This is a genomic window from Mycolicibacterium tusciae (assembly GCF_002086795.1).
Lineage (GTDB): Bacteria > Actinomycetota > Actinomycetes > Mycobacteriales > Mycobacteriaceae > Mycobacterium > Mycobacterium tusciae.
The window spans coordinates 303,807-328,401 of sequence record NZ_MVIM01000004.1; the positions used below are offsets into that span (position 1 = coordinate 303,807).

Annotated in this window: 23 protein-coding genes, 1 tRNA gene and 1 pseudogene; 11 read left to right on the plus strand and 14 right to left on the minus strand. The window is 64.3% G+C overall.

Annotation, left to right across the window (positions count from 1 at the left end; translation table 11 throughout):
- Window positions 1-6: 6 nt before the first annotated feature.
- From BST47_RS10015 to aceE, 3 genes are all read right to left on the minus strand, one after another.
- The gene (locus BST47_RS10015) at window positions 7-915 is read right to left on the minus strand and encodes an ACP S-malonyltransferase (RefSeq protein WP_083125369.1); all 909 of its coding nucleotides are present in this window, start codon (window positions 913-915) and stop codon (window positions 7-9) included.
- 148 nt (window positions 916-1,063) lie between these two features.
- The gene (locus BST47_RS10020) at window positions 1,064-2,329 is read right to left on the minus strand and encodes a PucR family transcriptional regulator (RefSeq protein ID WP_083125370.1); all 1,266 of its coding nucleotides are present in this window, start codon (window positions 2,327-2,329) and stop codon (window positions 1,064-1,066) included.
- A 48-nt stretch (window positions 2,330-2,377) separates the two neighbouring features.
- Window positions 2,378-5,167: a pyruvate dehydrogenase (acetyl-transferring), homodimeric type gene (gene aceE, locus BST47_RS10025; RefSeq protein ID WP_083125371.1), complete on the minus strand. Its 2,790-nt coding sequence runs from the start codon at window positions 5,165-5,167 to the stop codon at window positions 2,378-2,380.
- Window positions 5,168-5,366: 199 nt separating this feature from the next.
- On the opposite strand from aceE, the gene BST47_RS10030 reads away from it, so the two are divergent.
- The 4 genes from BST47_RS10030 (at window position 5,367) to BST47_RS10045 (ending at window position 7,050) form a co-directional block, all read left to right on the plus strand.
- Window positions 5,367-5,942 carry an Rv2240c family protein gene (locus BST47_RS10030; protein WP_207568579.1) on the plus strand — a complete coding sequence of 192 codons (576 nt, stop codon included), beginning with the start codon at window positions 5,367-5,369 and terminating at the stop codon, window positions 5,940-5,942.
- Between the two features lie 104 nt (window positions 5,943-6,046).
- Window positions 6,047-6,472, plus strand: a complete 426-nt coding sequence (locus BST47_RS10035; protein WP_083125372.1) for a DUF3052 domain-containing protein — start codon at window positions 6,047-6,049, stop codon at window positions 6,470-6,472.
- On the plus strand, window positions 6,469-6,933 hold the full coding sequence (locus BST47_RS10040) for a peroxiredoxin (protein WP_083125373.1): 465 nt from the start codon (window positions 6,469-6,471) through the stop codon (window positions 6,931-6,933). Before BST47_RS10035 ends, BST47_RS10040 begins: the two co-directional genes overlap by 4 nt.
- A gap of 45 nt (window positions 6,934-6,978) precedes the next feature.
- Window positions 6,979-7,050: transfer RNA gene (locus BST47_RS10045), tRNA-Val, on the plus strand.
- Window positions 7,051-7,110: 60 nt separating this feature from the next.
- Here BST47_RS10045 and BST47_RS10050 read toward each other — a convergent pair.
- The 5 genes and pseudogenes from BST47_RS10050 to BST47_RS10070 form a co-directional block, all read right to left on the minus strand.
- Window positions 7,111-7,416: pseudogene (locus tag BST47_RS10050) on the minus strand (acyl-CoA dehydrogenase family protein); the annotation flags it as partial.
- Between the two features lie 113 nt (window positions 7,417-7,529).
- A complete protein-coding gene (locus BST47_RS10055) occupies window positions 7,530-8,540 on the minus strand; it encodes an alpha/beta hydrolase (RefSeq protein WP_083125374.1) in 1,011 nt (336 codons plus the stop codon).
- 18 nt (window positions 8,541-8,558) lie between these two features.
- Window positions 8,559-10,151 (minus strand): flavin-containing monooxygenase, encoded by a 1,593-nt coding sequence (locus BST47_RS10060; protein ID WP_083125375.1) that lies wholly within the window; start codon window positions 10,149-10,151, stop codon window positions 8,559-8,561.
- Complete coding sequence (locus BST47_RS10065; RefSeq protein WP_083125376.1) at window positions 10,148-11,071, minus strand: reductase; 924 nt, start codon at window positions 11,069-11,071, stop codon at window positions 10,148-10,150. Before BST47_RS10065 ends, BST47_RS10060 begins: the two co-directional genes overlap by 4 nt.
- A gap of 44 nt (window positions 11,072-11,115) precedes the next feature.
- Entirely contained in the window at window positions 11,116-11,952 is an 837-nt protein-coding gene (locus BST47_RS10070; RefSeq protein ID WP_083125377.1) for an SDR family NAD(P)-dependent oxidoreductase, read from the minus strand.
- 134 nt (window positions 11,953-12,086) lie between these two features.
- On the opposite strand from BST47_RS10070, the gene BST47_RS10075 reads away from it, so the two are divergent.
- The gene (locus tag BST47_RS10075) at window positions 12,087-12,728 is read left to right on the plus strand and encodes a TetR/AcrR family transcriptional regulator (protein ID WP_107528916.1); all 642 of its coding nucleotides are present in this window, start codon (window positions 12,087-12,089) and stop codon (window positions 12,726-12,728) included.
- 98 nt (window positions 12,729-12,826) lie between these two features.
- On the opposite strand, the gene BST47_RS10080 is transcribed toward BST47_RS10075, so the two are convergent.
- Complete coding sequence (locus tag BST47_RS10080) at window positions 12,827-13,462, minus strand: TetR/AcrR family transcriptional regulator (protein ID WP_083125536.1); 636 nt, start codon at window positions 13,460-13,462, stop codon at window positions 12,827-12,829.
- A gap of 101 nt (window positions 13,463-13,563) precedes the next feature.
- On the opposite strand from BST47_RS10080, the gene BST47_RS10085 reads away from it, so the two are divergent.
- The gene (locus BST47_RS10085; protein ID WP_083125378.1) at window positions 13,564-14,433 is read left to right on the plus strand and encodes a metal-dependent hydrolase; all 870 of its coding nucleotides are present in this window, start codon (window positions 13,564-13,566) and stop codon (window positions 14,431-14,433) included.
- Window positions 14,434-14,758: 325 nt separating this feature from the next.
- Entirely contained in the window at window positions 14,759-15,178 is a 420-nt protein-coding gene (locus BST47_RS10090; RefSeq protein ID WP_083125379.1) for a hypothetical protein, read from the plus strand.
- A gap of 208 nt (window positions 15,179-15,386) precedes the next feature.
- Here BST47_RS10090 and BST47_RS10095 read toward each other — a convergent pair whose 3' ends face one another.
- The 3 genes from BST47_RS10095 to BST47_RS10105 are packed head-to-tail and all read right to left on the minus strand — an operon-like array spanning window position 15,387 to window position 18,573.
- Entirely contained in the window at window positions 15,387-15,938 is a 552-nt protein-coding gene (locus BST47_RS10095; RefSeq protein WP_107528927.1) for a carboxymuconolactone decarboxylase family protein, read from the minus strand.
- A 47-nt stretch (window positions 15,939-15,985) separates the two neighbouring features.
- Window positions 15,986-17,083 (minus strand): zinc-dependent alcohol dehydrogenase, encoded by a 1,098-nt coding sequence (locus tag BST47_RS10100; protein WP_083125381.1) that lies wholly within the window; start codon window positions 17,081-17,083, stop codon window positions 15,986-15,988.
- Window positions 17,080-18,573, minus strand: coding sequence for an acetyl-CoA acetyltransferase (locus BST47_RS10105; protein ID WP_083125382.1), 1,494 nt, complete (start codon window positions 18,571-18,573; stop codon window positions 17,080-17,082). The genes BST47_RS10100 and BST47_RS10105 overlap by 4 nt, the downstream gene beginning before the upstream one ends.
- A 182-nt stretch (window positions 18,574-18,755) precedes the next feature.
- Here BST47_RS10105 and BST47_RS10110 point away from each other — a divergent pair, with 182 nt between their 5' ends.
- The 3 genes from BST47_RS10110 to BST47_RS10120 are packed head-to-tail and all read left to right on the plus strand — an operon-like array spanning window position 18,756 to window position 20,790.
- Window positions 18,756-19,349, plus strand: coding sequence for a TetR/AcrR family transcriptional regulator (locus BST47_RS10110; RefSeq protein WP_207568585.1), 594 nt, complete (start codon window positions 18,756-18,758; stop codon window positions 19,347-19,349).
- Between the two features lie 48 nt (window positions 19,350-19,397).
- Window positions 19,398-19,838: a PaaI family thioesterase gene (locus tag BST47_RS10115; RefSeq protein WP_083125384.1), complete on the plus strand. Its 441-nt coding sequence runs from the start codon at window positions 19,398-19,400 to the stop codon at window positions 19,836-19,838.
- Window positions 19,839-19,890: 52 nt separating this feature from the next.
- Window positions 19,891-20,790 (plus strand): alpha/beta fold hydrolase, encoded by a 900-nt coding sequence (locus BST47_RS10120; protein WP_083125385.1) that lies wholly within the window; start codon window positions 19,891-19,893, stop codon window positions 20,788-20,790.
- A gap of 322 nt (window positions 20,791-21,112) precedes the next feature.
- Here the strand turns inward: BST47_RS10120 and BST47_RS10125 are convergent, their stop codons facing one another.
- Both BST47_RS10125 and BST47_RS10130 read right to left on the minus strand, forming a co-directional pair.
- Window positions 21,113-21,781: a transglutaminase-like domain-containing protein gene (locus BST47_RS10125; RefSeq protein ID WP_107528917.1), complete on the minus strand. Its 669-nt coding sequence runs from the start codon at window positions 21,779-21,781 to the stop codon at window positions 21,113-21,115.
- Between the two features lie 383 nt (window positions 21,782-22,164).
- On the minus strand, window positions 22,165-23,721 hold the full coding sequence (locus tag BST47_RS10130; RefSeq protein ID WP_234809640.1) for an MFS transporter: 1,557 nt from the start codon (window positions 23,719-23,721) through the stop codon (window positions 22,165-22,167).
- A gap of 146 nt (window positions 23,722-23,867) precedes the next feature.
- Between BST47_RS10130 and BST47_RS10135 the strand changes: the two genes are divergently transcribed.
- The gene (locus tag BST47_RS10135) at window positions 23,868-24,551 is read left to right on the plus strand and encodes a TetR/AcrR family transcriptional regulator (RefSeq protein WP_083125387.1); all 684 of its coding nucleotides are present in this window, start codon (window positions 23,868-23,870) and stop codon (window positions 24,549-24,551) included.
- Window positions 24,552-24,595: the final 44 nt, after the last annotated feature.

The following is a 24,595-nucleotide window of genomic DNA, read 5'->3' on the forward strand; positions in this document are numbered from 1 at the left end:
TCCCTTTCAGAGCTCGGCGAGCCCGTCCAGGTCAGCGGGGGACTTGACGGCGTGCGTCGGTACCCCCCGAAGTTCGCGTTTGGCAATCCCCGTCAGGGCCCCGGCAGGCGGGAACTCGACGAGCGCCGTCACATTCTGTTGACGCATGGTCTCGGTGCATAGATCCCAACGCACCGGCTTGGTCATTTGACCGACCAACTTGGCCATCGCGTCCGCTGCCGAGGCAACTGCTTGACCATCGGCGTTCGACAAGAGCGTCGTTGTCGGCTCGGACGTTGTTACACCCTCGGCGGCGGCCGCGTACCCCTCGGCGGCGGTCGACATGAAGTGCGTGTGGAACGCGCCTGCGGTCGCGAGCTTGCGCACCCGCGCCTTCTCCGGCGGATCCTCGGCGAGCTTGTCCAGGGCCGCGATGCTGCCCGCGGCCACGATCTGACCGGCCGCGTTACGGTTGGCGGGCACCAGATCGAGCGCCTCAAGACGGGCCAGCACCTCGGCCTCGTCACCGCCGAGCACCGCAGCCATCCCGGTGGGCTCCAGTGCACAGGCCTTGGCCATTTCGGCGCCGCGGGTCGCGGCCAGCTTGACTGCGTCGTCCGCGGAGATCACGCCTGCGATCGCGTATGCCGCGATCTCACCGACCGAGTGGCCTGCGACCACGGTCTGCTTGCCGTCCAGGAGACCGCGCCGGGTCAGTTCCTCGTGGGCGAGCAGGGTGGCCGCCACGACCAGTGGCTGCGTGACGGCGGTATCGGTGATTTCCTCAGCGGTGGCGGTGGTTCCCAGCGTCGCGAGGTCCAAGCCGACGATCGCCGACCACGCTGCGACGCGGTCAGCGGCACCCGACAGCTCGAGCCACGGGGCGAGCATGCCGGGAGTTTGAGAGCCCTGTCCGGGCGCAAGCAACGCAAGCACTCTCTAAGAGAACACTGTGAAACCGCATTTGCGCGGTGTAAGAGATTATGAACCTCGTCTTAGGTTTTTGTAGGTACTCCACAAAAGCGCATGTGATGCGACGCTATCGATACCGGTCCGCGACCTTATTAGCACCCGTGATCTTGACCTAGGCCGACGAAGTGACCTCTGTCACCTGGCTAGCGGCGGCGTTTCGCGTGCTGGCTACGTGCGTTTGCCGACTCAGTCGGCCGAGGCTGGACGCGACCCGCAGGACATAGGCGTCCCGCGGGACCGTCGGATCGCGACCCGTGAAGTCCGCGATCCGTTTGAGCCGGTAGCGCACGGTATTTGGATGAACGAACAATTTGCGCGCGCACGCCTCGATGGCGCCGCCCGAGTCCAGATAAGCGTCGAGGGTCTCGGCCAGCGCCGGACCCGCGTCTGCCAAGGGCCGCATGACCTCAGCTTCCAGCGCGGCGACCGCGGAGATGTCGCCCAGCAGTGCTCGTTCGGGCAGTAGCTCGCGGGCCGCGACCGGTCGCGGTGCGCCGGTCCAGCCGGCGACGGCGTTCATACCGGCGATCGCCTCGGTGGCGCTGCGATGCGCGGCTGCCAATGTGGTGGCGGTCGGGCCGATCACCACGGGGCCGTCGGCGAAGACCTTCATCAGGTCGGTGAGAAAGCGGTCGGTCGCGGACAGTCCGCCCGACACGATCGCGACCAGCCAGGTGCCGTGCACGTCGGACAGCGCGGCGCGGCCGTGGCGGCCGGCGACATCGTGCACGTCGTCCCCGACGAAGTCGTTCCGGTCCGGATGTGGCAGACCGACGATCACGGTGGCCGGGGCGGTCGCGTCCCATTTCAATGCCGCGGCCTGCGACTGCAACTCCGGTCCGGTGTCGCCGCGTACGACCGCGTCGATGACATTGGCCTCCATCCGGGTGTCCCACGCGCCGCGCGCTTCGGCCTGGTCGGCGTAGACGGTGGCGGCGGCGAACGCGAGATCCCGGCTGTAGCGCAGAATTCCGGCCGTCAGCGCGGTCAACTGTTCGTCGGAGCGGGCCAAGAGCGGCACCACCTCCTCGCAGTACTCCATGGTGACGCGAACCATCTCGACCGACTGCCGGAGCGCGATCTTGCGACGGAGATCCTGTGGGACGACCTCGAACGCCTCGGCGGTGTAGCCGACATTGCTCTGCGGATTTCGCATCCACTCGACGAAGTTGACCACCGCGGCCTGCACGACCAACTGCACGCTGGCCCGCTGCGAGGCCTCGAGATCGGCGAAGAACGGCAGCCGTTGCTCGAGGGCGCGCACTGCCTCGGTGGCCAGTCGGCCCGAGTACTGCTTCAGCCGCCGCAGCACCACGTCCGGCACTGTTTCGAGCACCTCGACCGTGGACTTCGGCGGAACGTACCGATTGTCGGGCATCTATAAAGACTACGCCATGCTTCTGGAGGAATCCTCCAAGAAGGGCGGTCAGGCGACGCCGGGATCCGATGTCTGTTCGGGCGCGGCCAGGACATCGTCGATCTGGTACTTGTTCGCCGCATCGACGGCGACCGACTGATCGATGTTGCCGTCGCGCGCCAGCCCCTCGAGCACCGCGACCGCAATCGACTCGGCATCGGTGTTGTAGTAGCGCCGAGCCGCAGGCCGGGTGTCGGAGAAGCCGAAGCCGTCGGTGCCCAGCGTGACGTAGGTGCCGGGCACCCACGGCCGGATCTGCTCGGGAACCGCGCGCATCCAGTCCGACACCGCGATGACCGGTCCGACCGCGTCGGCCAGGGCCGTCGTGACGAACGGCGTGCCGGCTTCCCGGTCGGGGTGGCGCAGCCGCTGCTTCTCGATCGCCACGCCGTCGCGATTGAGCTCGTTCCAACTCGTCACCGACCACACATCGGCGGCGACGTCCCATTCGTCGCTCAACAACTGCGCAGCGCGCAACGCTTCGGGCATCGCGACACCGGACGCCAGGATCTGAGCGGCGTGTGACCTCTTCTCCGGCGCGGGCCGATAGCGGTAGATGCCGCGCAGCAGCGCGTCGACGTCGACCCCTTCCGGCTCGGCCGGCTGTACATACGGCTCGTTGTAGATCGTGATGTAGAAGTACACGTTCTCCGGGTCCTCGCCGTACATCCGCGCGAGGCCGCTCTCCACGATGTAGGCGATTTCGTAGGCGAACGCCGGGTCGTAGGCCACCACGGCCGGATTGGTGGCGGCGAGCAGCAAAGAATGCCCGTCGGCGTGCTGCAGGCCCTCGCCGACGAGGGTGGTGCGCCCCGCGGTGGCGCCGAGCACGAAACCGCGCGCCATCTGGTCGGCCGCAGCCCATAAGCTGTCGCCGGTGCGCTGGAAGCCGAACATCGAGTAGAAGATGTACAGGGGGATCATCGGCTCGTTGTGGGTGGCATACGAGGTGCCCACCGCGGTGAACGACGCCGTCGAACCTGCCTCGTTGATGCCCTCGTGCAGGATCTGGCCGATCTCACTTTCCTTGTACGCCAACATCAATTCGGCGTCCACGGCCGTGTACAGCTGGCCGTTGCGGTTGTAGATCTTCAGGCTCGGGAACCACGAGTCCATGCCGAACGTGCGTGCCTCGTCGGGGATGATCGGAACGATGCGCTTCCCGATCTCCTTGTCGCGCAACAGTTCCTTGAACGTCCGCACTGTCGCCATGGTGGTGGCGACCTCCTGGTTACCCGAGCCCTTCTTCAGCGCCTTGTAGGTGTCGCGCGGAGGAAGGGGCAGCACCTTGGCGTGGGTGCGTCGCTCGGGCAGGAAGCCGCCCAATGCCCGTCGCCGCTCCAGCATGTAGCGGATCTCGGGCGCCTCCGGGCCGGGGTGGTAGTACGGCGGGAGGTAGGGATTCTCTTCAAGCTGTTCGTCGCTGACCGGAATGCGTTGTGCATCACGGAAATACTTGAGGTCGGCCAGTGCGAGCTTCTTCATTTGGTGCGTGGCGTTGCGGCCCTGGAAGTGCGCGCCCAGCGAGTAACCCTTGATGGTCTTGGCCAGGATGACGGTCGGCTGGCCCTTGTGATCCATCGCTGCGCGGTAGGCGGCGTACACCTTGCGGTAATCGTGGCCGCCGCGCTTGAGGTTCCAGATCTCGGCGTCCGACATCTTCTCGACGAGCTGCTTGGTGCGCGGGTCGCGGCCGAAGAAGTGGTCGCGAACGTAGGCGCCGTCGTTGGCCTTATAGGTCTGGTAGTCACCGTCGGGCGTCGTGTTCATCAGGTTCACCAGCGCGCCGTCGCGGTCGGCGTGCAGCAGGGTGTCCCATTCTCGGCCCCACACGACCTTGATGACGTTCCAGCCGGCGCCGCGGAAGAACGACTCCAGCTCCTGGATGATCTTGCCGTTGCCGCGCACCGGGCCGTCGAGGCGCTGCAGGTTGCAGTTGATGACGAATGTCAGGTTGTCGAGACCCTCGTTGGCCGCGACCTGGATCAGGCCGCGGGATTCGGGCTCGTCCATCTCGCCGTCGCCGAGGAACGCCCACACGTGCTGGTCGGAGGTGTCCTTGATGCCGCGGTCGTCCAGGTAGTGGTTGAAGCGGGCCTGGTAGATCGCGTTCATCGGGCCAAGGCCCATCGACACCGTCGGGAATTCCCAGAAGTCCGGCATCAGGCGCGGATGTGGGTACGACGGCAGCCCGCCGCCGGGGTGGCTGTGCTCCTGTCGGAAGCCGTCGAGGTCATCGGCGGTCAGCCGGCCCTCGAGGAACGCGCGCGCGTAGATACCCGGCGAGGCGTGGCCCTGGATGAAGATCTGGTCGCCGCCGCCGGGGTGTGCCTTGCCGCGGAAGAAGTGGTTGAACCCGACCTCGTAGAGCGCCGCGGAGGATGCGTATGTCGAGATGTGCCCTCCGACACCGACTCCCGGTCGCTGCGCACGGTGCACCATGATCGCGGCGTTCCAGCGGATCCAGGCCCGGTAGCGGCGTTCGACGTCCTCGTCGCCGGGGAACCACGGCTCCAGTTCGGTCGGGATGGTGTTGACGTAGTCGGTGGACGTCAGCGCAGGGATGGCCACCCGCTGTTCGCCCGCGCGCTCCAGCAACCGCAGCATCAGGTAGCGGGCGCGGGCGGGCCCGGACCGCTCGAGCAGCTTGTCGAACGACTCCAGCCACTCGCCGGTCTCTTCGGTGTCGATGTCGGGCAGATACGACGCGACACCTTCACGGATCACCCGAACGCGGTCGGGTTCGGCTGCACTGCTGGAGTTTTGGGCCAGGTCCTGGCGCGCGAACTCGGTGGTCAACTTCCGCTCCTTGTTAGGCGGTATACGTGCTGCGGTGGTCGGCGCGGATGTTTTCCGCACCTCTCACCTGTGGTCACTTTGCACCCTTGTGTGCTCGGTCTCTCCATCCTTCTCCAATCCTGCACGAGATGCACCGGTGGGGGTACGGGACTGGAATGAACCCGCGGTCGCGAATCGGACCCGGTAACCTCTGCAGACCGTGGTGACCGGTTGGCTGTTTCCGAGACGCCTGCGGATCGCCGCTCTCGCGGTCGGCAGTGCCGCTTCCGCGGCGATGATCGTCGTGGGCTGTAGCAGTGTCACCCAGGGCACCGCGTCGGTCGATACCGCGGATGCACCCGTGTATCGGGCATCGGTGTCGGCGTCGATCGCGGAGTCCGCCGCCAGCTCAAGTGCCCGCGAGTCCGAGCGGCAGGCATCGCTCACCCAGGAGGCGGTGCATACGTCGTGTGAGTCGCTGAGCACCAGCAGTGTGGACGCGATCGCCGCGGTGAACGCCTACGTCGACGCCTTCAACCAGAGCACCGCCGACGCCGACGCGAAGGCGCGCCCGGCGATCGACGCTCTCAATCACAGCGCCGACCTGGTCGCCCGGAGCGTGTCCGATCCGCTGCCGCCGGACCTGAAGGACTCGATGAACACCTGGGTCGACGCCGCAAGGGGCGTGGCAGTGGCGATTGAGGGCAATTACGGCCCCGAAGAATTCAATGCCGCGATCACCAAGCTCAACGATGCGAAGACCACCGCGCTGAACCGCTGTGATGCGGCATATTGATTTAGTTCGGCACAACCTGGCCTCCGGTGAGTCGCTAGTGGACCCCGGCGTGCGACGATAGGGCCGGACGCACATCGCGCCAGCTGGCTGAAGGAGGACCGACGGTGGTCGCGGCGGAGGACGCCTCGAACTACGCCCAAAGACTGGGCATCCAAAAAGATCAGGTTGTGCAGGAGTTGGGCTGGGACGAGGACGTCGACGACGACATCCGGGCCGACATCGAGGACGCGTGCGGTGGTGAGCTGCTCGACGAAGACGCCGACGAAGTGATCGACGTGGTGCTGCTGTGGTGGCGCGATGACGACGGCGACCTCGTCGATCGTCTGATGGACGCCATCACCCCCCTGGCCGACGACGGCGTCATCTGGGTCGTCACCCCCAAGACGGGTAAGCCCGGACACGTGCAGCCGGCTGAGATCGCCGAGTCGGCGCCGACGGCCGGGCTGATGCAGACTTCATCGGCCAACCTCGGTGGCTGGATCGCCAGCCGGTTGGTGCAGCCGAAGTCAAAGGCGGCAGGTAGGCATTGATCGACGTCGGAACCGAGGCGCCGGACTTCACGCTCAAGGACCAGAACGGCCAGCCGGTCACCCTGAGCGACTTCCGCGGAGCCAAAGATGTATTGCTGGTGTTCTTCCCGTTGGCGTTCACGGGGATCTGTCAGGGCGAGCTCGACGAGATCCGTGACCATCTGGGGAATTACGAGAACGACGACACCGCGACGTTGGCCATTTCGGTCGGCCCGCCGCCGACTCACAAGGTCTGGGCGACCGAAAGCGGCTTCCTGTTTCCGGTCCTGTCGGACTTCTGGCCGCATGGCGCGGTGGCGCAGGCCTATGGCGTGTTCAACCACGACGCCGGCTTCGCCAATCGGGGGACCTTCGTCGTGGATCGCGCCGGCATCGTCCGGTTCGCGGAGATGAAGCAGCCGGGGGAGCCGCGCGATCAGGCGGCGTGGACGGATGCCTTGGCGGCGCTTCGGTCGGATTGACGGATTTCGTGTCTGACCTCGTCGGCGTGTAATTTGCCCTGACGAGGGCGCGTAGCTCAGTGGTAGAGCTCTGGTTTTACACACCAGCGGTCGGCGGTTCGATACCGTCCGCGCCCACCGATGTTCGCCCAGTTCAAACGGGGTTATCCATCCCGACCGGCGACCCCCGCTGTGCCAAGAATGTGCCAACCGAATCCGGGCGGGCTCGCGGCAACCGGCGTAGATCATCTGCACTCGCTGGTCCACCCAGAGGCGCGAGATGGGGTACTCCTGCTTGTATCCGTAACCTCCGTGCAGCTGCAGACAATCGTCAAGAACGTGCATGGCGCGTTCGGTGGTCCACCACTTGGCCATTGCGACGGTCTGGACGTCCAATCGTCCCTCGAGGTGTAGGCCGATGCAGTGGTCGAGGAACACTCGTGCGATGCGGGCTCCGGTAGCGACTTCGGCGAGCTTGAATTTCGTGTTCTGAAATCCGAATATGTTCAACTCCTCGTCTGGCGACGATTCCTCGACTCGTCACTTCTGGCGGGCTGCGCGACTGCATATCGCGTGCGCCGCGGTTGGCAGACCCTTCAGATCGATCTCGATAAAGGTCACTCTTCTGACATTTGGTAGCACCTTGTTCCGGAACCCGACAGGAAAACCCCCGCCGAACGAAGGGCCGCTCGCGCCTCCGGCAAGACCCGAAACATGGCCTGAAATACGTGGATTTGGCCGCGCCATACCTGTAACTTCACGGATGACTCGAACAATTGCATGCGGTCAGCGAACCGTCGTGCGTCATCGAGCAACATCTCCCGCCCGCCGACCTGGATCAGCGTCGGCGGCATATCACGGAGATCCGCGTCGAGCACACTGATGCGCGGATCCGTGGGATCGGCACAACCCACATAGAGCCCGAGGCTGCGCGCGGCCGACAAGGCCGACGCGAACGGGTCGCGGCGCCGCAGATCGCGTGCGAGAGCGAGTTGGCACGTCAAATCCAGCACCGGCGACATCAGCAACATCGCGTCGGGCGCAGGTAACCCATGTGTGTGCGCGCCCAGTGCGGTAGCCACGGCCAGTTGGCCGCCGCCAGAGTCGCCCGCCACCGCCACCGAGCCGCCTCGCGGCCCGCCGGGGCGATCACAGGTCAACCACCTGTAGGCGTTGAGCGCATCGTCGGCAGCGGCCGGATAGGGATGTCGCGGCGCCAGCCGGTACTGGACCGCAAACACCGGGCGACCCGATGCGGCGCTTAGCTCGCCCAGGAGCCCGCGGTGGGTCCTTGGCGAGCACATCGCGAACGCACCACCGTGGATGTAAAGAATGGGCGGACAATCCTTGTCCACGCCGGGACCGAGGATCCAGTCGCCCCGCACCCAATTTCCGTCGAACGGCTGATCGACCCGCGCGACTTGCACTCCGCGCCGCGGTCCGGATCCGACGAGGGCGGCCCGCAATACTGCGTCCATGATCGACAGGCCGGCTTGATTCGGTGGTAGCACCTGGGTCAGTGGACGAAACAGACTGCGTGCTGCGAGGGCAACGAGAATGCTCGCGAAGCTCGGCTTGCCATGGGGGTCCGATTTCAACGCTGTGTACCCGCCCTCTCTTGGGAGCATGAACTCGCGTGCTTCGGATTACCTAGGCATCTGCGTTGTCGATGCCGTACCCGATGCTGCCTTGTCACGGCGCCTAGCCGTGCGCGTGGTCGCCGCAGGCGCATAAAAGTCATGGGCAGCACTGCTTTTCGCGGGGCTCGCAAGTCGGGAGGTGTTCGGTGTCATCACATAGTCGTCGGTCTGCACGCGCGCCAGTTGCCTGACGAACTGGCTGGCGAAGCCCGGATACATGGTCCCGTTGTAGCCGTCCCCGGTGAGGTACCAGCTCTTACAGCCGGAGTTCCACGTGGTGCCTGCAAGCCGGCGCTGGAGTTGGCCGTGGTAGCGGTTCTGTCGGTCCCCTTTGACGTCGAAGGTCTGCAAACCACGGTCGATGATCACGCCGATGGCATCGACGATGTAACGGATTTCGGCTTCCATGTACACCAACGCAGAATTGTGCCCCGGACCCGAATTCGGCCCAAAGGTGAAGAAAAGATTGGGGTACCCCGAGACGCTGACGCTCTTGTAAGCGTAGGCGCCTTCAGACCATTCGTCCGCCAGCTTTCGACCGTTCAGACCCGAGATCGGAAAGGGTGTCCCGGCCTTGCAGACGTCGAAACCGGTGGCGAACACGATGCAGTCGACCTCGTGCTCGATGCCATCCGCGGTGCGGATGCCGTTGGGCGAGATGGTCGCGATCGGCCACGAGACGAGTTTGCAATTGTCGCGTTGCAGAGCCGGGTAGTAGTCGCTGGTCATCAGCATGCGTTTACAGCCCGGCCGGAAGTCTGGCGTCAGTTGTCGCCGCATCCACGGATCCCTGACCTGGCGACGTAGATTCGCCTTCGCCAACCACGAGATGATGGTCGTGGCCGGGGTATCCCACACCATGCCGACGGCCGTGACTTCGTGCGCCCAGAACCACGCCTCCCGAGCGGCACTCTGCAGAATCGCAAGCCGACCGAAAGCCGCCTTAGCGACATTCGGGTGGGGAAAATCGGGGCGGGGAAGCACCCAACCGGGGGTGCGCTGGAATACTTTCACCGAACGCGCGGTCTTGACCAATTCCGGAATGATCTGCACCGCGCTGGCTCCGGTACCGATGACCGCGACACGTTTGTCGCTCATGTCGTAGTCGTGATCCCAACGTGCGCTGTGAATCTTATGGCCGAGGTAGCTATCCAGTCCTCGGATGTCGGGGAAATTGGCATTGGCGAGTGGTCCACTCGCCAATACCACCGTGCGCGCCCGGTAGCTCGGCCCACCGTCGGTCTGAGCCAGCCATGTCCCGCTGTCTTCGTCGAACGCCAGTCCCGTCACGTTGACGTGGAAACGAATGAACCGCGACAGGCCGTGCTTGTCGACCATGCCTTTGATGTAGTCCAGAATTTCGCTGCTCCCCGAATAGGAACGCGACCAGTTCGGATATTGTTCGAAGGAATACGAATACAGCAGTGAGGGAATGTCGCAGGCGGCACCGGGATAGGTGTTGTCGCGCCAAGTCCCCCCCACCTCGGCGGCACGCTCCAAGATTACGAAATCCTCGATGCCCCGCTTGAGCAGTTGAATCGCCGTGCCAAGTCCGGCGAATCCGGCTCCGACGATCAGAACAGTGGTCGTGTCGCTCACTTGGCCACCGGTTCGTAGGTCAGCTCATCAGTCCATGACGGCGTCTTACCGAGCACTTGAGTGGGGAAGTAGTCGATTACCGTGCCGAGTCGTTGCGAGATGAACTGCAGCGGTTGGGCGTGGTTGATCGTGGCAGACATGTGCGCCTTGAGGATGTGATAGCCGGGAACACGGCGGGTGTGTTCACTGCGATCGCCGACGTTCGAGTAGCGGATGACCGCGTTGTACAGCTTGTCCTCGGACAGGCCCCAGGCGTTCAAGTTCATCAGCATTCGCGTCAGCAGCGGAACGTAGAGCAACGCACCGGTGAGAATTCGTGGGTCCACGAGAGATGCAGCGGTCTGAATCGCGTGCACCCTCATCGGACTGGCCCCCAAGTCGTTCAGCACCTGAAAGCCCACCGCAAGGTGGCGCGATTCGTCGCTATTGACTTTGGCGAACACTTGACCGCATACGGGGTCTGCCACCTCGTCCAGCAGAAACTTGAGCAGCGCCCCATCCAGAGCGGTTTCCAAGGCCGGTATGGCGGCTCCGATCACCGTCAGCGGGAGCGCTTCGGCGTATCGATCGAGCCATTCGATGACCAGCCGGATGTTCTTGTTCGGCACGGGCTTCTCGCCCTCTTCGAGCATCCCCCAGCGATGCATCAGCGCCAGTTCTGCGTTGGCGTGCCGCTGCTCCTCGGCGTGGAAATACCGGTATATCTCTCCCAGCGCCTCGAAGGGCGCTTTGGGGGCCATCGCCGCGAAAGCGCGGGCACCGACATGCTCGATCCACACCACGTCGGCCATGAACTGTTTCAGGCTGGGCCGTTGCTCGTCGGTGATTAACTCGGCACCGGGTGCGTCCCAGTCGATGTCGGCCAGCGCCCACTGGCGGTCTTTGATCGTCTGCAGCATGTCGCTGTATTCGAAAGCCATGTCCTCACCTTCCGTTGACCACTCGTCTTGGTTGTTCGTGGGTATCAAAGCCCTACCCGCTGGGCGAGTCCCATTGCGCGCGTGAAAGTCGCCGGCACGAGTCTCTTCACCCGCCAGAGGACTTTGGCGTCGATTTGCGGCAGGACGTACAGCTGGCCGCGGTCGTGTGCATCCAGGGTGGTTCGTGCCACATACTCCGGCGACACGCCGGTCCACGTCATCAGGTTCGCGGCGAGCGCGGCCGCCGATTCCTCGATGCGCGGATTGTCGACGATGTTCGTCTTGACGAAGGTGGGGCACAGGACCGTCACGGTGACGCCGGTTCCGCTCAGCTCGGCTGCCAACGTTTCCGACAACGCCAGCACGCCCGCTTTGCTCACGTTGTAGGCCGCCATGCGCGGGGCCGAGCCGAAGCTTGCCGCCGACGCGACGTTGATGAGCCCTCCAAATCCACGTTCGCGAAGCCGCGGCACGAAGACTTCGCAGCCGTGGATGGCTCCCCATAGATTGACCGACAACGTCGCACACCAATCGCTCGTGGACGTTGCACCGATCATGTTGCCTCCGACGCCGATGCCCGCATTGTTGATGACCAGTCCCGCAGCGCCGCCGAACCAGTTCTCCGCCGACTCGGCGAGTTCGCGAACCTGGCTTTCGTCCGAGACGTCGCAAACGACACCACGGGCAAGGCCACCAAGCTCGGATATCAGATCCGCGGTCTCCTTGGCACGAACACCATCGATATCGGCACACACCACGCGCCCGCCCCGGCGCGCGAGCTCAACGGCAAAAGCGCGGCCAATACCACTGCCTGCGCCGGTGACGACTGCGTCGGCACGATGGCTGCGGCGGACGGGACTGCCGAACAGCGGGAGCCTCATCGGAGGACTCGAAGTCCGAGCGTTCTGATCGTCCATCGCTGGAGTCCCGCGAAAGCAATTGGTGGCATAAGCCACCATTGTGGGCGCATGCCACCAGATTCATACGACCTACCCTGGTTTGTCAAGATGGAGAAGTGCGGACGCGGGTGAAGAGATGGGGCGGGCGTACCGGTGCTGAACGCCGGGCGGAGCGCCGCCAGCGCCTGATTGGTGCCGCGACCGAAATCTGGAGTGAAAGCGGTTGGGCCGCAGTCACAATGAGAGGAGTGTGCGCCAAAACCGGCCTGAACGACCGCTACTTTTACGAAGACTTCAAGACCCGCGACGAGTTACTGGTTGCCGCATGGGACGGGGTGCGCAACGAGATGCTCGGTGAGGTTTCCGCGACCCTGGCAGAACGCATCGGGCAGCCGCCGATGGAGACCATTCGCGTGACCATCGCCGCGGTGGTCGACCGGATCGCAGAGGATCCGGGTAGGGCGAAGATCTTACTGGCTCAACATGTGGGCAGTTCCCCGCTTCAGGATCGGCGCGCTGTCGCACTGCAGGAGGCGACACACCTGGTGATCGCAGCCAGTGAACCTCACCTGAGACCGGATGCGGATGAAACCGCCCTTCGGATGGACACCTTGGTTGCTGTCGGCGGCTTCGTTGAGTTGATCACTGCCTGGCACGCGGGTCTACTTGACGTCAACCAGGAGGAGATCGTCGAACACACCAGCCGGCTTGCCGAAACCCTGGCCGAACGATATCTGGTCGACGACGCTGGCCTCTGATGATGTACAGCGGCGTTACCGTGCTGATTCCGGATGTGATAACGGGGCGCACCACCTCAAGATCGCGAAGCGGGGCCCCGATCGGCAAAAAGCTGCCTCTAAGATTGGGCTTCGGTTGTGGCCGAGTCGTCCCTGTTCTGCAGCAGCACGTAACTGGCGAGGCTGCCCAGGAAACCCGCGCAGTGCTGAACGAGTTCATCGGTGGTGAACTCCAGTTCTCCGTCGAGCCAGCGGCGCAAGACTTCGAACAATCCCCCCACGCCTAAGGTTGAAGCCAAATGGGCAACGCCCACTGCAGAGTCGGCGATGTCGAGGTGAAGTCTGGCCTCACGCAATACGAGGTCAGTGAAACCGGCCATCAGTTCGCTGCGTAGCTCCCGGAGCAGCGGCTCGGTTGCAGATTCCACGAACAAGATCCGACCCAGCCGAGGATCGTTGTCGATCATGCCGACCAGCCCGCGGATCGGAGCGTACGCCAGCACCTCGGGTGGGGCGCCGGCATCGGGAATCGCATCGACTATCACCTCCTGGAAGGTGGCATAGAGCTGCTGGTAGACAGCACGCAGGAGCGCGTCTCTGCCGGAGAAATGCTGATAGAAGTAGCGTGACGTGACACCTGACTCGGCGCAGACGGCAGTCACAGTGGCGGCGGCCACGCCGTGCGTGCCGATCAACTCCATCGCGGCCTCGATGAGACGTGTGCGCCTGTTCCGGTGGCGCTCCTCGGCGGACATCCCGCTATACACCCGCGCCGATCCCACCTGCATAGCTTGCCATCGAATTCTGACAAGGCGTAAAGTCAGATTATCGGGTTGCCAGGAGACAGGAGAACAACATGAGCGACGAGTCGCCCACACGACCCACCACGCGGGTCGTCCCGAAGCCCCGCCGAGTCCGATTCGACATGCCTGCAGGGACCACTAGGCAGCACTTCGTCGATGGCGACTTGGTGATGAGTCACTTCGTCTCTACCTTGTCGGCCACGTTCCCCGAAGGCGAAGACTTCTTTATCCGGTCAGTCCGCGAGTACCGGGACCACATCAGCGACGCTGACTTGAAGGAGGCGGTCAAGGGATTCATCGCACAGGAGGCGACCCACCGGCACCAGCATCGGCTGCTCAACGATCGGCTGCAAGCGATGGGCTATCCGACCGATGCGATCGATCGGCACGTCAAGAAGTTGGTTGACCGGCTTGAGAAGCGATTTTCTCCGAAGATGCGCCTGGCCGTGACGGCCGCCCTGGAGCACTACACGGCGACGTTCGCCGAAATCATTCTCACCAGCGACGAAGCTCAAGAACTGATCGGCGACACCGAAGTGCGGCCGATTCTGCTCTGGCACGCACTGGAAGAATGCGAGCACAAGGCCGTCGCTTTCGATGTCTTCCAGACCGTCGGTGGAAGCGAACGCACCAGGGTCTGGGGAATGCGGATCGCCAGCCTTCTCTTGTTCAGCGAGTTGTTCATCCAGACCACCCGCTCGCTGGCCGGTGACCGTGCCGCCTACAACCCGGTGCGGTTGCTGCGCAGCCTTCGAGCCTTCCGTCATAACCCGCTGTTCAGCCCGGCGGCTATTGAGCGCTTCCGTTCCTACACCCTCGCCGGATTCCATCCCGATGACTGGGACAGCGCAGAAATCCTCGAACGCTGGACCAGGGAACTCTTTGACGCCGACGGTGCCGAACGACTCCGAAGTAACGTCTAACTCGACCAGAGCCTGTTGCGGTCAAGTCGGCCTGAAGCGGTTACCAAGTTATCGGACTTCGCAATGACGCAGGTAAAGTCCGTTCGTAGGAGATGGGATGGCCAGCGTCGGTATTAGTTCGAGTACTCTGGGTTCTACGTGACGAATTGCCATGCGCCTCGGCCACATCAACGCGGTAACGCATTTCCCGATGCGGTTGGAAGCGCACCTCGGGCCTTCCCGGCAGCGGCCGTTGACACGGCGGTCTTCCAGGCGAACCTGGACACGAGTGGGTGCCGTGTCACTGGGCGCGCATGTCTTCTAAGAACTCCTTTCGGGAGTCGCGATGCCGTTCGCGTCGGTGATCGGTCCCGTGCCGGCAGCGATGGGTTGGGGCACGAGCACCGCAGTAGTTCTTCGCATGGCGCGACGTGCCGATAAGCGTCACGAGGCTGGCTTCGGTGTTGTCAACGGTCTGTTCCTGACGGCCGTGTTGGCTCACTTCATCTACTGGCCGAAGCGCTGGACACTTGGTGTCCCGCACTCGACCGAGTGCGAGGGACTGCGGGCTACAATCCTGTTGCCCTACAACGGCATCCTGTACATCTCGGCACTCAGTGCTGAGGCCGGATTGCTGGAGAACGGCCTTCGACTGCAGCGGATGGAGTGCCGCGGGCTCCGTATTGAGGCCCGACGAAATCCTCGATGGTGGAACCGCCGGCTGCAGACCCCGGGGCCCGACCGTTCGACATCGTCAGCGTATTGACCTCTGGCTGCTGATGGCAGAGATGTAGGCTCGCGGGATTGCATCGGCGCGGTAGGCACACCTCAATTCACCATCGCTCGACAAAGTTCGGCATGGCCTCGCTCGCGGTGAGCTGCGGTGCCTTCACAACTGGCACATTGACGTCATGAAACCAGCGAAACCTGCTTGGGCGACTTAGAGAGCCAACCACCGTTCAACTAAACGGGGTTCAGTCCACGGAGGGTCGAACTCCGTCAGGGGGCCATGCCTCGATGCCGTCTTCGAGCGGCACTTGCAAGGACCGCAGCAGCGCTGAGAACAACCGCCAATTGCCGATCGCGGCGACGAGCTCGACGAGGATGGCCGGGTCCCCGTGCAACGCACGGTGACACGCAGCCCATGTTTGATCCGAGATTGTGCCGTCCTGCAGTGTCTCGTCCGTCGCCGCGAGTACCGCTCGCTCGGCTTCGCCGAAGTGGCTGGTGTTTCGCCAGTCTCGCACCGCGAGCAGGTCGCGTTCGGTCACATCGAGCAAGCGGGCGATCCTCCAGTGCTGCGTCCATTCATAGACCGACCCGGTGACCCAGCCGATCCGCATGATGATCAGCTCCCTCAAACGCTCATCCAGCGCGCCGTTCCACAGCAATGCCTCCAGCAGTCCGTGCAATGCGACGGCCACACCGGGCTGATGAAGCGCGATTCTGAAAACCGACAGCTCGGCCATGGCGACCGGGATTCCGCATTGAGCGGCGCGCTCGCGGGCATCTATCAGGTCGAGCATCTCAACCCGGTTTCGGTTGCTCACGGTGTATCCTTCCGGCGGCGCTGTCAGGCGATCGGTACAAAGACGTTGTGCAGCGCGGGAATCCGCTCCTGCTCAGCGCCGGCCAGGACGTCGAGCAGCTGCGGCAGGCCCGCGAAACCGGTAATCTCGCGCGACAATTCACCGAAAGGCCAACGCCCCGAGACCAATAACGTGAGGGCGCTCTGGTAGGCGGGGTAATCGACACCTAACGAGCCGAAAATGCGTAATTCCTTGAAGACGAGTAGGTCTGGCTCGAAGCCGGGCGCTCCTCCGCCGCCGCGGGTGCCGGCGACCACCACGCGTCCGCCGGACTGCGCAAGTGCGACGGCGTCCGCGAACGCGGCTGGCGCCTTCGCGGTGACGTCGACGACGACGTCTGCGAGCCGGCCGGTCGCCTGTTGCAGGGCCTGTGCCGGGTCGTCTTGGGTAACGTCGATGGTCAGGTCCACGCCGAACTTGCGGGCCGCGGCTAGCCGAGGTCGATCGCGAGGGCCGAGACCGGTCATCGCGACAAACGCCGCTCCGGCCTCCTTGGCTGCTACGGCCGCACAGATCCCGCGGATGCCCGGTCCGAGGACCGCGACGATGTCCTCGGGCCCGGTCTCGGGCAGCAGGGCAGCCCATTTGATCCCTGCGCCAAGCGGGTTGAACAACGTCGCCACGACTGGGTCGAGTCCGGCCGGGACCGGCAACAGCATGGAATCGAAGGGGAGATGCAGATGCGTTGCGTAGCCTCCCCACAGGCTGGGCGCGATGTTCACGTCGATGAAGCCGAACATGGTGGCCAGTCCGTTGCGCGAGCATCTGCGATACACACCGCGGCGGCAATTCTGGCACTGCCGGCACGATCGGAACACCTCGACGGCGACTCGCTGACCCGCCGACACGCCCCAACGCGCCCGTGCGGCGTCACCGACTTCATCGATGATGCCGACGATTTCGTGTCCGGGGATGAAGGCGAAGCTCGCCGGCAGGTGTCCGCTGAACTGTTCGTGGTCGGTTCCGCAGAGCCCGCACGCCTCGATCCGGAGGAGACCCGACTCGTCGTCGACGCGCGGGAGCGGAGGATGGCGCAGTTCGAGGGTGCGCGGATTGGTCAACACGAGCGCGTCGGCGTTCACGACAGTTCGAACTCGACGTGTCCGTCCGCCTGCCGCACGGCGACTTGGTGTCCGGCGCACATCTCTTGTGACATAGCCACCGCCACCTCGGCGTCGTCGCTGCGCGCCGCGACGCGTCGGCCGTCGGTCAAGCGCGCGAAAATGGGCACCCAGGAGGGGCCTTGCTCACGGTCGTGCACGACGGTGTAGCCATCTATGGTCGCCTTACCGGATGCGTCGGCGGGTGAAGCGACCGCGAGGGAGGTGCCGTCAATCGCAGACTGCGCCTGGGTCATGTCGGGCGTCTGCCATCCGGTTGGCGGTGGGGTCGACGACCACAAACCCAGCGAGTGCTTTGTGATGTACCAGCCCAGTCCGGACACGAGCCCCACGGCGTCCGGTTCGCTTCTGCAGCGTCGCACCATCTCGACAATCGAATGGCTGACATAGTTGTTTCCCGGCCCGCCGTGGTAGGGCAATCCGCCGGTCACCGTGAACCCGCGGGTATCCGCCGGGTCGAGATCCAAGGCGTCGATCGCCGCCTCGACCGCGGAAGGAAAGCAGGAGTAGAAATCAAACCATCTGATGTCGTCGATGTGAAGTCCACTGGCAGCCAACACGGCCTTGCCGGCGGCCCTTATTCCGGCGGAACGACCCAGATCGGGCCGCTGAACCGGGAAGTACACGTCGTTGCAGGTGGCCGACGACCACGGGAAGACCCAGCGATCCCGGGGGACGCCGAGGTCCGCGGCGACTTCGGCGGCCATGATGACGAACGCGGCAGCCATATCCACGGCGATGATGCTGTTGAGTAGCTTCGGATACGGCTCGCACACCATGCGGTTAGTCGGGGAGACCGTGCTGATCTCGTCTGCGCTGCGGGCACGGGGAAACCAGGCCTGCGAGGGATGTCGGGACGCTTCCAGCGTGAACGGAGCCATCAGGTTTCCCAGCCAGCGGCGCTGCTCGTCGAATGTGCGGCCGAATCGAGCCGCGATCGCGGATTCGAAGATCGGGTACACCTGGTGCGGCCACCGTAACCCGGCGCGCATCTCGGCTTCGCTCAGTCCGGGGCGTGTGTCACCAAGTGACTCGTCCCGTGCTGCAACGGGATCCGGCTCCAACAGCGCATCACCGGATGTGACTTTGCGGGCCGAGGCGCCGCTTTCCGCTCCGACGATCAGCACCGCGTCGCTGACACCGCGCCAAATCCCGCCGCCCAGCACCTCGACGAGGTACTGAGGCGTATTACCGCCGACCGGACAACTGATGCGACGGTTCGGCGTGAGCCCGGCCGCTTCGGCAATCCTCGACGCGGGATTGTCGCGCGGAATCATCAAGATTCCCGGCGTCGCCACCGTATCGATCCGATGCCCAAGCTTGACCCCCGCATCCTGCAGTGCTCGGCGCGCGGCCTCGCAAGCCAAATCGATGGAATCGACGATGCCTTCGCCACGGTGCGTTAACTCACCGACCCCGACGACAACCGGAGTACGTGGTGGGATGGCCAACGGTCAAGCCGAGCTCATCGTCGGCGCCTTCGATGCGACATGACTGCGATATTGTCACATCTGGCTTCCATGGGACAACCGCCCGTGTTCGGCACAGCGAGTCGGTTTGGCACGGCATACTTGCACCCGTGACGAAAAAATCGTTGCGATGGGGCGACGCGACTCCTGCACGAAGCCGCGATATGGCCCGCGACCGCCTACTCGATGCCGCCGAAACGTGCCTGCAGAGCAAGGGGCTGTCAGGCACCACGATGGAGGACATCGCCAGGCAGGCGGGCGTATCCCGCGCCACGGTCTATCGCTACTTCGCGAGTCGCGAATCCGTCCTATCCGGTGTCATCGTGCGCGCAGCGGAACGCTACCTGCACCGCATCAGCGGGCGGATCTCGGCGCACACCGACTTGGGCTCTGCAATATTGGATTTCGTCGCAGTGACGGTGCGCGCGGCCCGCCGCGAACCCATAATCGGAATACTGTTCGGCAGCGACGATGAACTCGCCGGCGTAGGACTGGCCAAGGGAACATCGGTGGCGCTGTTCGAACTCGTCGCCGAGTTCCTGCGACCCGTGTTCGCCGCCCGCTGGGATCAACTCGAAGCCGGTGTGTCGGTCGATGACGCCGCCGAATGGATCCTGCGCACCATTCTCAGCTTGCTGTCGGTTCGCGGCCCCCGGCACCGCAGCCCCGAAGGCCTCGATGCGTTTTTGCGCCGATTCCTGCTTCCACCTCTGCTGGCCAACAGCCAGCGTTGCGTCGATGCGACAACTGCGGAGTAGTGTCTCAACCATGGCATCGGTACCGGTGAACGAAACGAGGCGCTGACCATGGACTTCCCGCACTTCAACCAGGAAATTGCCGAGGAGTTCCAGAACGCGGCGGGAACCTCTGGAGGGCTGTCCAAGTACCTGGATTTCCGCCACACCGAGTTCGCCCCCGGGCGGCTGATTGTGGAAATGGATGCCCGGGCCGACTTGTTGACTCCCTTCGGCAATCTGCACGGCGGATGCCTGTCAGCGATGGTCGACCACTGCTTGGGCGTGGTGTTCTATCCGGTGATCCCTCCTGGATCATGGGTCGCCACAACCGAATTCAAACTGAACTTCCTGCAGCCCGTGTCCAGCGGTGTATGCGTTGCCGTCACCGAGATCATTGCGCTGGGTAAGCGCAGCGGTGTCGCCAGGATCGACATCACCAACGCCAGGCGCGTGGTATGCGCCGCGCAGGGAACAGTGACCGTCGTCGGCCAGAGGGCAGGCACCTCGTGATCAGCGCGGGAAACGAGAGTGCCGTCCGACGTGACCGTCGAGGCCACACCAAATGACCTCTACCTTCGAGCGAGTCCGCACCGAAGACGGAACCGCCCTTGCAGCCGATATCTACCGACACAAAACCGCCCGCGCAGTTGTCATACTGCTGCACGGTGGTGGGCAAAACCGCCACGCCTGGGCGACCACGGCGCGCCGCTTACACGCGCGCGGGTATACCGTCGTCGCCTATGACGCGCGTGGTCACGGCGACAGCGATTGGGACCCTGATGGTCGATACGATCTCGACCGACTCGCATCCGACCTGCTAGCCGTTCGCAGACATGTCAGCGATGACCGCCCGCCGGCTGTCGTCGGCGCATCCTTGGGCGGCATGACCGTGTTGGGAACGCATTTGGTGACGCCCGCCGATCTGTGGGGCGCCGTCGTCCTGGTCGACATCACTCCGCGAATGGAGTTTCACGGAGCACGCCGCGTCGTGTCTTTCATGGCTGCCCATCCCGACGGATTCAAAACGCTCGACGCCGCCGCGGACGTCATCGCCGAGTACAACCGCCATCGCGCTCGGCCCAAGAACTTGGACGGACTCCGCAAAGTGTTGCAGCAGCGCGATGACGGTCGGTGGATCTGGCGATGGGACCCAGCCTTCATCACATCCAACTTCGAGTTCCTGCAGGGCGACGCCGCAAACGGCGCCGAGCAGTTCGGCGCCGTAAGCGAATTGCTCATCGAAGGGGCCCGCCGCATGCGAGCACCAACGCTTCTGATCCGCGGCCTCCACTCTGACGTGACATCGCAGCAGTCGGTCGAGGAGTTCCTCGAAGTCGTACCCCACGCAGAGGCGGTCGACGTTTCCGGCACGGGCCACATGGTTGCGGGCGACGACAACGACGCCTTCACCGCGGCAGTCGCCGAATTTCTCGACCGCACGCTGCACAATTCGGCGGATTGAGCGTCGTTTCAGGGATTCGCGATGGCCGGGACCGGGCTACATCAGGTGTCAAGGCCTCGGGAACCACTTCCGTGAACGCATTCCACGGGGCGGGTTGCACATCCGCGGGTACGAAGGCATCGATGCCAATCGAAGGATACCGACAACGCCAGACCGGCAACGGCCAGACCGACGAAGATCGACTTCCACGTCCACACCTCCAGCAGTGAACAGAGCACAAGACGCCGAGCACGGCACTCGATGCGGCAACATCCCCAGATTCCCACAGCCCGGCCGCGTGAAACTCATCGCCGACCAAATCGCACATACGGTGTAGAGCGACTCACAACTCCTGGGCGAAGGCGTCGGGCTCCGCCTCGCAGTCGCGCATGAACGAGCCGTATCGGTTATGCAACTCGGTGACGATGTCGGTGAAGGGGAGGTCGTGGTACCAGCCGCGGTCATTGAGATACTCCATGTGTTTGCTTCCCTCACCGTCGTGGGCATGAAGAAGCGCATCGTTGTGGCCGTCGAAGCCGATCGGAGGTACACCGAATCGCGCGCAGAGTTCGGCGTTGAACGCCGGCGTCGCCTTCACCCAACGGTCGTTGAGTCGTAGTTCGCTGTATCCGTGGTAAACGAATAAGTCGGTGCCCCCCATCCGGGCACGCAACGTGGGGGTTTGCAGATGATTCCGCACATCTGCGAATCCCAGCCGGGCGGGAATGCCTGCCGCGCGAGCTGCCGCGGTCAGCAGCACCGCCTTCGGTACGCAATACGCCCTCGACGCTGTCGCTACATAGCTCGCCCGATAATGCTCGGGGTCGTCGTCTGTGCTGTAGGGGTCATACCAAATCCTGTCTCGCACCGCGGCGAAGATCAACCTCGCCTGCTGCATAGGATTACGTACGTGACCGACCGCGTTCTCGGTGAAGCTCTGCACATCGTCGTGCTGCCAATCCAGAAAATCCGTCGTCTCCAGGAAACTGGAATCGCTCGAAGTGTCACTCACAAAATGCCTTTCAGTGGGATTCGATGTCGATCTGGGCGGTGCTGACCGATCGACTGGCCGCTTCGAGGGCTTCGACGAGACGCATCTCGGCCTCTGGGATCGTCGCGGCGGCATCGGCCGCGGCTAGGCTCCTGCTTCGCAGCGATGTTCCGACATTCGTCGCGGGGCTTCAACGCATGGCGTGGCGTAAAGACCTGCCATCGACGAGGTTTGCTAACGGGCGGCGGGGGTAGACGCGCTGCACGGCTACGGGGAGTGGCCGCACACAGTGCTGTGCGCAGCGTCGGGCGCGTCTCGAGGCCGCTGCGAGCGGTGGGCATGCCTCCTGAGAGCCCCCAGCTGTGCCGAAAGTGTGCCAAGACACGCAACTTCGAACCGCGAAGTCATCGCAAGTTCCGGCTACCAGATGGGACGGTTTGTGCTTCGTCTTCGGGCGTCGTGGCCCGGGGTTGTGTGCGGCCAGGCGCCCACACGGCAAGGGTGGCGGCCGCGGCAAACGTTATGCAGGCCAACACGATTGATGCTTGCTGGGAGCCGTGCACGAAGGCCGACTGGGCGACCTCGACCAGCTGCGCGCCTTGCGGGCCGGCCCGGTCGGCGGCTTCGGCCGCCGCGGCCAGGGATTCAGAGAATGGACCACGCAGCGGCTCGGGCAGACCGGTCAACGCCGGCGTGACCCGGTCGGCGTAGCCGGCGGCCAGGATGCTCCCAGCGATGGCGATACCGACCGCGGCGCCCACCTCGCGGGCGGCGTCGTTGACGGCGGCGGCCACACCGTGCTTTTCGACCGGTGTGCCCTTGACGATGGCCGCGGTCGCCGGCGCGGTGCACAACCCCAGCCCAGTGCTCATGACCAACAGCGCATACAACAGAGGCCAGTAGTCGCTGTTGACATCGAGGCGACTGGAAATGATCAGCCCGACACCGATCACCACCAGCCCGGCGGCGGTAACCACGCGCAGGCCGACGCGGTCGGACAGCCACGGCGCGAACAGCGAAATGATGACCAGCGGCACGCCCATCGGCACCAGTGCGATTGCCGAGGGCAACGGCGCATATCCCAGAATCAACTGCAGGTACTGCACCAGCAGCATGAAGACCCCGAAGGTCACCAGGAACTGCAGCGCCACCGACACGGTGCCGCTGCCGAATCCGCGGTCGCCGAACAGCCGCACATCCAGCAACGGGTGATCGACACGCAGCTCGACCACCACGAACAGCACTGCCGCCACGGCGGAGCCGAGGAATCCGCCGACTACTACGGGATCCGTCCAGCCGCGCGCCGGGCCCTCGATGAGCGCCACCACTGCCAACCCGATCGCGATCGCTACCCATGCCGAACCCCATGGATCCAGCGCAGTATGGCTCTGGTCTTGCGATTCGGCGATTGTCAGTGCCAGCGCGAGCAAGACGACCCCGGCTGCGGTCATTCCCGCGAAGCTCGACACCCACGACCAGTAGTTGAGTAACAGGCCGGAGCACAAAATGCCCAGCACCGCCCCTGATCCGGCCACCCCGGCCCACACGCCGACAGCCCGGCCACGCTGGCTGTCGGGGAAGCCAGCAGTCAACAGCGACAAGGTCGACGGCATCACGAACGCCGCGCCCACCCCGGCAACCGCACGGGCTGCGATGATCCACAACGGATCATCGACCACGATCGGCACCGCCGAGCCCGCCGAAAACACCGCCAACCCGATCACCAGCACGGCGCGACGCCCATACCGGTCGCCCACCGCCCCGGCGGGAAGCACCAGGCACGCCAACGCCAGGGTGTAGCCGTCGATGATCCAGGTCAGCTGCTGCTGGGAGGCTCCGGTAGCGGCTGCGATTTCCGGCAACGACGCATACAACGCCGCCATCGCGCCCACGACCAGCGCCACCGACAGGCACGACACCACCAGCGTCCACCACTGCGCCGGCGACAACCGCAGCCTCACATCGGCTGTTTGTTTGCCGGTTAAGGCCACGACACACCACCACCCATGAAACGAAACTATCGGTATCACTGTGCTACTAGCTGTAGCATAGGGTTGCCCGGTGGGGTAGTTCCCAAAACCGTGAGTCCAGGAGTATGCAGTTCGGTATGGCAGCGATTGATCCGCCGCGACCGTCGGCGCCGTTTGTCGATGACGCGGGTGAGGATGTCGATGACGTCGATCCGCGCCGGATTCGGTCACGCGCCCGACTGCTGGATGCGGCGACCGCGTTGTTGACCTCGGGTGGGGTGGAGGCGGTCACGGTGGACGCGGTGACCCGCATGTCCAAGGTTGCCCGGACGACGCTGTACCGGCACTTCGGTAGTACCACCCACTTGCTGGCCGCGGCGTTCGAGCGGCTGCTGCCTCAGGTCGCCACACCGCTGGCCAGCGGTTCACTGCGCGAGCGGCTCATCGAACTGGTGAACCGGCAAGCCACGCTTATCGACGAGGCCCCACTGCAACTCACCACCCTGGCGTGGCTGGCCATGGGCCCCGACCAACCTGAGGACGAGCGGCGCAACGTGCGGGCTGCGCTGGGCCACCGAGTCATCGACCAGTACCGCCAACCCTTCGACGACCTGCTGCAAAGCGCCGAGGCCCGCGCCGAACTCGGTCACCTCGACACCACCATGGCCATCATCCAGCTGGTCGGGCCCATCGTTTTCGCCAAGCTCACCGGTATGAAAACGATCAGCGCCGATGACCGCATCCGAATGGTCGATGACTTTCTACTGGCCAAGCGGGTCGCCGCGCAACCCATGGGCGATCCATCCGCCGGCACGTCCTGACCACTAGCCGACCCTGACCGGCACTCGGCTGAAGCGCTTCATCA